Source organism: Methylobrevis pamukkalensis (genome assembly GCF_001720135.1).
Classification (GTDB): Bacteria; Pseudomonadota; Alphaproteobacteria; order Rhizobiales; family Pleomorphomonadaceae; genus Methylobrevis; species Methylobrevis pamukkalensis.
Genome location: NZ_MCRJ01000155.1, coordinates 1 through 7,346, shown reverse-complemented (window position 1 = coordinate 7,346; position 7,346 = coordinate 1). Strand labels below are relative to the sequence as shown.

The 7,346-nt window shown below is 69.6% G+C and carries 5 protein-coding genes and 2 pseudogenes; 3 read left to right on the top strand and 4 right to left on the bottom strand.

Going from position 1 to position 7,346, the window contains the following annotated elements; all coding sequences use genetic code 11:
• Window positions 1-160: 160 nt before the first annotated feature.
• Window positions 161-349 carry a hypothetical protein gene (locus tag A6302_RS18495; RefSeq protein ID WP_069308273.1) on the bottom strand — a complete coding sequence of 63 codons (189 nt, stop codon included), beginning with the start codon at window positions 347-349 and terminating at the stop codon, window positions 161-163.
• A gap of 610 nt (window positions 350-959) precedes the next feature.
• On the opposite strand from A6302_RS18495, the gene lpxC reads away from it, so the two are divergent.
• The 3 genes and pseudogenes from lpxC (at window position 960) to recN (ending at window position 4,765) form a co-directional block, all read left to right on the top strand.
• Entirely contained in the window at window positions 960-1,904 is a 945-nt protein-coding gene (lpxC, locus tag A6302_RS18490) for a UDP-3-O-acyl-N-acetylglucosamine deacetylase (RefSeq protein ID WP_069308272.1), read from the top strand.
• A 253-nt stretch (window positions 1,905-2,157) separates the two neighbouring features.
• Window positions 2,158-3,018 carry an outer membrane protein assembly factor BamD gene (locus A6302_RS18485; protein WP_210183388.1) on the top strand — a complete coding sequence of 287 codons (861 nt, stop codon included), beginning with the start codon at window positions 2,158-2,160 and terminating at the stop codon, window positions 3,016-3,018.
• A 77-nt stretch (window positions 3,019-3,095) separates the two neighbouring features.
• Window positions 3,096-4,765, top strand: a pseudogene (recN, locus tag A6302_RS18480) (DNA repair protein RecN).
• Window positions 4,766-4,960: 195 nt separating this feature from the next.
• Here the strand turns inward: recN and A6302_RS26310 are convergent.
• From A6302_RS26310 to A6302_RS18470, 3 genes and pseudogenes are all read right to left on the bottom strand, one after another.
• Window positions 4,961-5,455, bottom strand: a pseudogene (locus A6302_RS26310) (GGDEF domain-containing protein); the annotation flags it as partial.
• Window positions 5,452-6,180, bottom strand: coding sequence for a hypothetical protein (locus tag A6302_RS18475; RefSeq protein WP_069308270.1), 729 nt, complete (start codon window positions 6,178-6,180; stop codon window positions 5,452-5,454). The gene A6302_RS18475 and the pseudogene A6302_RS26310, both read right to left, overlap by 4 nt.
• A 13-nt stretch (window positions 6,181-6,193) precedes the next feature.
• Window positions 6,194-6,958 (bottom strand): transporter substrate-binding domain-containing protein, encoded by a 765-nt coding sequence (locus tag A6302_RS18470; RefSeq protein ID WP_069308269.1) that lies wholly within the window; start codon window positions 6,956-6,958, stop codon window positions 6,194-6,196.
• Between the last annotated feature and the right edge of the window lie 388 nt (window positions 6,959-7,346).

The following is a 7,346-nucleotide window of genomic DNA, read 5'->3' as shown; positions in this document are numbered from 1 at the left end:
CGGAGGCCCCGGTCGCGCCGCGTCCGATGCCCAGCGCGCAGGACGCCCGCGTCACGATCGAGCCCTATCATCCCGCGCCGGTGATGATGGAAGCCCCCGAGCCCGCGCCGGTCTACGAGGCGCCCGCCCAGGCGGTCCACGCCGAGCCGGCGCCGCAGCCCTACATCCCGCCGGCGGCCGAACGTCCGGCGCCCGCAGCATGCCGCGCATGCCCGACATCCAGGACTTCCCGCCGATCGTTCAGCGGGAAGTGCGTGCCGACGCCGACGATGACGCGGAGGAGCGCCGGCCGATGGGCCTCCTGCGGCGACTTGCAGTAGGTCTTGGCAGGCATCAGGACGGCGATCACGCGGAAGAAACCGTAGCCCGCACCCGCCCGGCCCAGCCGCGCCGCAGCCCGCGCCGCGCGCCGCCGCCCCGACGAGCGACTATGCCCGTCAGGCTCCGCGCCCGGCCCAGCCGCGGATGACGCCGGAAGGCCAGCCGCGCATGGCCTCGGGCCAACTCGACGCCCAGGGTCGCCCGGCCGCGCCGATGGCGCGCCTGTCGGATGACGACCAGCTCGAGATCCCGGCCTTCCTGCGCCGCCAGAACAGCTGATCCGCGGCAGCGCGAATCGCTGACCATACCCAGCCCCGCCGGTCGCTCCGGCGGGGCTTTTTCATGCGCCGGCTTCGGACCGGCGGCACCGGTGCAAGCCTGCCGCGTTCGGCGGAAAAGCAGCCACCGACCCGGGGTCGGTCGCCGCGACGAGGGCGGTAACAAACCGTAAAGAAGAGTGATTTTTGGCGAGACAGCCGGCCCTGTAGAGTGTGAGCACTCGAAGACCGCCGATGCCGCGCGGCCTCATGCTCCGGTCTGCCGGGGCCAGCGGGGCGGCGGGGTGGTCATGGTTCGAAGCCGGATCCCGCCGGCGTCCCGATCGGGGGGCACGGGCGCCAAGGATCGAAGAGGTATCGATGCTGTTCAAGAAGTTCGCCGGACTCCAGACGACGATCGCCCGCGAGATCCGTTTCGACGGCGTCGGCGTTCATGCCGGCAAGCCGGCGCGCCTCGTCCTTCGTCCGGCCGAAGCTGACCGCGGCATCGTGTTCCGTCGCACCGACGGGGGCCGCGACGTCGAGATTCCCGCGCGCTACGACATGGTGGTCGCCACCGAACTCTGCACCGTCATCGGCCGCGACGGCCTGACGATCGCCACCGTCGAGCACCTGATGGCCGCGCTGCGCGCCATGGAGGTCGACAACGTGGAGGTCGAGGTCGACGGGCCGGAAGTGCCGATCCTCGATGGCTGTTCCGACAGTTTCGTCGCCGCGCTGACCGAGACCGGCCTGTCGCTGCTGCCGGCGCCGCGCCGCGCGCTGCGCGTGCTGAAGCCTGTGCGGGTGGAGCAGGGCGACGCCTTCGCCGAACTGGTGCCCTTCGAAGGCTGCCGCTACGACGTCACCATCGATTTCACCGATCCGGTGATCGGCCGCCAGTCCTGCCTGCTCGATCTCACCCCCGCGGCCTTCCGCGGCGACATCGCCCGCGCCCGCACTTTCGGCTTCATGAGTGACGTGGAGAAGCTCTGGAAGGTCGGCTACGCGCTCGGCTCGTCGCTGGAGAATTCGGTCGCGATCGGCGAGGGCCGGGTGCTCAATCCGGAAGGCCTGCGCTGGGCCGACGAATTCGCCCGTCACAAGACGCTCGACGCGGTGGGCGATCTCGCGCTCGCCGGCATGCCCTTCATCGGTCACTACCGCTCCTACAAGGGTGGCCACCGCATGAATGTCGCCGTGCTGAAGGCGCTGTTCGCCGACGCCTCCGCCTTCGAACTGACCCAGCGTCCGGCAATCCGCCGCGAGGCGGGCAGCGCCGCGCTGGCCGCGGGTGCCCGTGCCGTGGCCGCGCCGGACATCTGAGCCGGGGGGGCCTTGCCTCGGCCATGCCGGCGCCGCAATTTCCCCGGATCTTTCGTGCCGAACATCCCGTCTGGTCTTCCGTGCGGCGCAATCGGCGTGGCGCGAGCCGCGTTATTGCGGTAAAAGCCGGACGGTCATGACGGGCGGCGGTGCGGCGGGGTCATCTCGCCGCCTCCCGAATGAAGCGCAGTCCGCGCGCCGTGCCCGAACGGGTGACGACGCGGTATTCGAACCCGGGGTCAGCATGCTTTCTATGTTCGCGGTACGGTCGGTGGCGGCAAGGCGGCCGGTGAATTACGGGCGCCTGCGGGCCGGCGGCGCGCTTCTGGCGTCCGCCCTTCTTCTCGCCGCCTGTTCCTCCGAGCCGGTCGACGACCTGGCGTTCAAGGAAATTCCGGCGGAAAAGTCCTACAACGAAGGTCTTGCCTACCTGAAGGCCGGCAACTACCGCGAGGCGACCGCGAAATTCGAGGAGGTCGATCAGCAGCACCCCTATTCGGAGTGGGCGCGCAAGTCGCTGATCATGACCGCCTATACCAACTACACCCGCGGCAACTTCGACGAATGCGTCAGCTCGGCCCAGCGCTACACGACGCTCTATCCGGGCTCCGAAGACGCGGCCTACGCCCAGTTCCTGATTGGCCAGTCCTATTTCCACCAGATGCCGGACATCTACCGCGACCAGGAGATGACCCGCAAGGCGATGCAGGCGATGACCGAGGTGACGCAGCGCTATCCCGAGTCGGCCTATGCGGCCGAGGCGCAGCGCAAGGTGGACATCACCCGCGACCAGCTCGCCGGCAAGGAAATGGAGATCGGCCGCTACTATCTCGGCCAGCTCAATTTCGTCGCGGCGATCAACCGCTTCAAGACGGTCGTGACCGACTACCAGACCACCCGGCATACCGAGGAGGCACTCGAGCGCCTGACCGAGGCCTATTTCGCGATGGGCGTCGTCTCCGAGGCGCAGACCGCCGCCGCGGTGCTCGGCCACAACTATCCGGAAAGCCGCTGGTACCGGGACGCTTACAACCTGCTGCAGACGAAGGGTCTGGAGCCGCGCGAGGACTCGTCGTCGTGGATCTCCCGCGCCTTCCGGGGCGTCATCGGCTGAGGCCGGCGGCGCACCACCTTCCAAGACCGTCTTCCGCGCAGCCGGTCCGTTTGCGGGGATAAGCAGGGCACGACGTCATGCTGCTGTCGCTGGCCATCCGCGATATCGTCCTGATCGAACGGCTCGACATCGCCTTTTCCGGCGGCCTGACGGTGCTGACCGGCGAGACCGGTGCGGGCAAGTCGATCCTTCTCGACGCGCTCAGCCTTGCCCTCGGCGGGCGGGGCGACGCCGGCCTCGTGCGCCATGGCGCGGCGCAGGGGCAGGTGACGGCCGTGTTCGAGCTGTCCGCCGACCATCCCGTCCGCACCCTCCTTGCCGACAACGACGTGCCCGACGACGGCGACCTCATCCTCCGCCGCGTCCAGACCGCCGACGGCCGGACCCGCGCCTTCGTCAACGACCAGACCGTCTCCGCCACGCTCCTGCGCCGGATCGGTGCCGGCCTCGTCGAGATCCACGGCCAGCACGACGACCGCGCCCTCGTCGACCCTGCCCAGCACCGCGCGCTGCTCGACGCCTTCGGCGGGCTGGAGCATCTGGCCACCGCCGTCAGCGGTGCCTTCCGCGACTGGCGCGGCGCCGAGCGGGCGCTGGCCGAGCTCGAAGGCCGCATCGAGGCGGCGCGGCGCGAGGCGGACTATCTGCGCGCCTCGGTCGAGGAACTGCACGCGCTGGCACCGATGCCAGGCGAGGAGACGGAGCTGTCCGAAAAGCGCGCCGTGATGATGCGCGGCGAGAAGATCGCCAGCGAGCTTGCCGAGGCGGCCGAGCATCTGGCCGGCACCGGTTCGCCGATCCCCTCGCTGTCCTCGCTGATGCGGCGGCTGGAGCGCAAGGGCGCCGAGGTCGGGGCGCTCCTTGAAGAGCCGCTCGCCTGCCTGTCGGCCGCCCTCGACCAGCTGGAGGAGGCGCGCGCCGGCTTCGAGCGGGCGCTGCGCGAGAGCGAGTTCGACCCGGCGGTGCTGGAGGCGACCGAGGAGCGGCTGTTCAAGATCCGCGCCGCATCGCGGAAGTATGACGTCGCCTCGGACGATCTCTCCGTGCTCGCCGTGAAGATGGCCGACGACCTGTCGGAGATCGATGCCGGCGAGGAGCGCCTGTCCGAGCTTGCCCGCACGGCGGACGCCGCCAAGGCCCGCTACGACGCGCTGGCCGCCGAACTGTCGGAGCGGCGCGGCGAGACGGCGCGGCATCTGGAGACGGCGGTGGCCGCGGAACTGCCGGCGCTGAAATTGGAACGCGCCCAGTTCATCGTCACCCAGACGGCGGATCCGGCGTCACGCGCCGCCGAGGGCATCGACCTGATCGAATTCTGGGTGCGCACCAATCCCGGCACCCGGCCGGGGCCGATGATGAAGGTCGCGTCGGGGGGCGAACTCTCGCGCTTCCTGCTCGCGCTCAAGGTCTCGCTCGCCGACAAGGGCTCGGCGCGACGCTGGTGTTCGACGAGATCGACACCGGCGTCGGCGGCGCGGTGGCCGAGGCGATCGGCGCCCGGCTCGCCCGGCTCGGCGCGACGGTGCAGGTATTGTCGGTGACCCATGCGCCGCAGGTCGCCGCCCGCGCCGGCCGCCATCTGCTGATCGCCAAGGATGCCGTGGACGGCGGCACCCGGGTCGCCACCCGCGTCACCCCGATCGACGAGGCGCACCGGCGCGAGGAAATCGCCCGCATGCTGGCGGGCTCGGTGATCACCGACGAAGCCCGCGCCGCCGCCGAGCGTCTGATCGCCGGGGCAGGGTAGGGCGGCCGTCGTCCGCGTCGTCAACGGATCGCCGACATGCGCTCGCTGGCTGTGAGGCGGTTCAAATCGCCCCGCCGCGCAGGCCGGAACGGGCCAGCCCCTTGCTCTCCTCGGTCCGGCGACAGCGCACGATGTTGCGGCCGGCGTTCTTGGCCTCGTAGAGGGCGGCGTCGGCGGCGCGACCAGGGCGGCCGGCGACGGGGCGCGGCCTTCGCTGGCGGCAACGCCGATGCTGGCGGTGACGACGAGGCCGTCGCGGCCCGTGAGATCCGCCATGGCCAGGGCGGCGATGGCCAGCCGCAGGCGCTCCGCGAACAGCACGGCCGCGGCGAGGTCGGTTTCGGGAAGGATCACGGCGAATTCCTCGCCGCCGTAGCGGGCCACCTGATAGCCGGTGCTGCGGCACTGATCCTCGAGCGCGCCGGCGACCGCGCGCAGGCAGACGTCGCCGGTCTGGTGGCCGTGGCGGTCGTTGATCCGCTTGAAATGGTCGAGATCGAGCAGCATCAGCGCAAGCTGCCCGCCATCGCGCCGGGCCCGTTCGAAGGCGGCATTGAGCGCCGCGTCGAACAGGCGGCGATTGCCGATGCGGGTGAGGGCGTCCTGATCGGACAGGACCTGCAGGGCGGCGTTGGTCTCGCGGAGTTCCTCGGACACCTGGCCATAGGCCTCGACGGCGTCGGTGATCATCCGCAACTCGCCGAGAAGCGGCTGTGGCGGCGGCGCGCTGCCGGCGCGCTCGGTGCCGATCGCGGCCAGGCGGTCGATGGTGGCGTTGATCGGCCGGACCACATGGTTCTGGAACAGCCAGAACAGCACGAGGGCGCCGGACACCGGCGCGCGAGGATCAGGATCCAGACGTCGCGGATGCGGGTCGCCGCCATGCGGATATCGGCCGACATGTTGTCGGCGATCAGTGCGGCGTCGCTGATCAGATATTCCCCGAGCCCGGTGGCGATGCGGATCACCTCGTCATAGGTGGCCCGGGCCATGGCTTCCTCGCGCGGCACGTCGCCGGGGCGCATGCGCCCGCTGTTGCGGATGTCGACGATGCGGCGGACGCCCTCGGCGATCTCGCGTCCGCCCTTGACGAGGATCTGGTCGCCGTCGAAGGAGAAGCTCTGGGCCAGCGCCCGTGTCTGCAGGTGGATCTGGCGCTCCAGTTGCGGGTCGCGCGCAAGGTAGGCCGAGCGCACCATCGAGGCGAGCTTCTCGACCTTCACCGCGTTGCGGTTCTGGTCGAGGATTGCCGGAAGCCTCTGCTCCTGCATGACGCGCGCATCCGTCTCGATCCGGTCCAGAAAGGTCATGGACAGGGCCGCGGCGACGACGGCGTAGACCATGGTCACGGCGACGAAGACCCGGCCGGCCGAGACCAGCGACAGGGTGTTTCGCCAATTGCGTGTTCGCGTCATGCGTCCTGGCCGGTCAATAGATGCTGAAGGGGAAGTAGGTGTTGTTGATCCGCTCGTAGGTGCCGTCGAGGCGGATATGCCGGATCGCCGCGTTCACACGGTCCAGAAGGTCGCCGCTGTCCTTGCGGGCGGCGATGTGCGCCGAGCTCTGGAGATAGTCGCCGGTCACGGGGTCGCCGATGTATTCGAAGCGCGCGTGGGCCGGCTCCTCCATCCAGCTGAGGATCTGCACCGCGTCGCCCAGCACCACATCCACCTCGTCGGCCATGAGCGCTTCGAGCGCGATCATCGAATCGGAGGTCTCGCGGATCTCGCTGCCTGCATAGAACCGGGCCAGATACTCGGACTGGATCGAAGCCCCGGCCACGGCGATCCGCCGGCCGGCCAGCCCCGCGGGACTGGTGTCGCGGATCTTCGAGGCGTCGCCGATGAACACCGAATGCGAGCGGTAGTAGAAGTCCGAGAAGGCGATGCGTTCGGCCCGTTCCGGCGTGTAGGCCATGCTGGCGGCGATCAGGTCGTAGTCGCCGGCGACGAGGCCGTCGATCAGCGCGTCCCAGGGCACGGCGACAAAGCTGCAATCCACCTTCATGTCCGCGCATATTGCCCGGGCGATGTCGACGTCGAAGCCGGTCAGGCGGCCCTCGCCGTCGACATGGTTGAACGGCGGGTAGGCACCCTCGGTCGCGACGCGCAGGGTCTCGCCGGCCGAGGCGAGCGCCGGAACGCCGAGAAGGATGGCAGCGAGCAGCAGGCCGGACAGGACGCGAAACGACATGGTCTGAGAGCTCCACGGGAATCTCGCCGTCATCCTTGACGTAAAAACCTCAAAGGGGAGTAAGCGAGAGGCGAGCCTGCCCGGCGCTTGCCCGCATGGTTGATGAAGTGTGTGAGAAACTCGACCTGAGCCGCCTGTGGCGCAATCAGGCCCGCGCGGTCCCCCGCGAAATCGACCTGGCGACCCGAGACTAAGGTCCGGCCTCACTCGTCAGGGGAAGGCGAAAACCAGTAGATGCCAACGACTGCACCGGCGGCAACCGGCTCGCACGGCTCCTCGATCTGCATGGTACGAACCGGCCTGTAGGTCGTCGATACCAGCCCCTTCCTTGGCAAGGAAGGCTGCGGATGCCGAAAGACGGGCGTCCTCGATCCTCTTGCCGTGAGTG

Excerpts from the sequence above, each read along its gene's own strand:
- lpxC (WP_069308272.1), top strand. The coding sequence starts at position 960 with ATGCTGTTCAAGAAGTTCGCCGGACTCCAGACGACGATCGCCCGCGAG.
- A6302_RS18485 (WP_210183388.1), top strand. The coding sequence starts at position 2,158 with ATGTTCGCGGTACGGTCGGTGGCGGCAAGGCGGCCGGTGAATTACGGG.
- A6302_RS18475 (WP_069308270.1), bottom strand. The coding sequence starts at position 6,180 with ATGACGCGAACACGCAATTGGCGAAACACCCTGTCGCTGGTCTCGGCC.
- A6302_RS18470 (WP_069308269.1), bottom strand. The coding sequence starts at position 6,958 with ATGTCGTTTCGCGTCCTGTCCGGCCTGCTGCTCGCTGCCATCCTTCTC.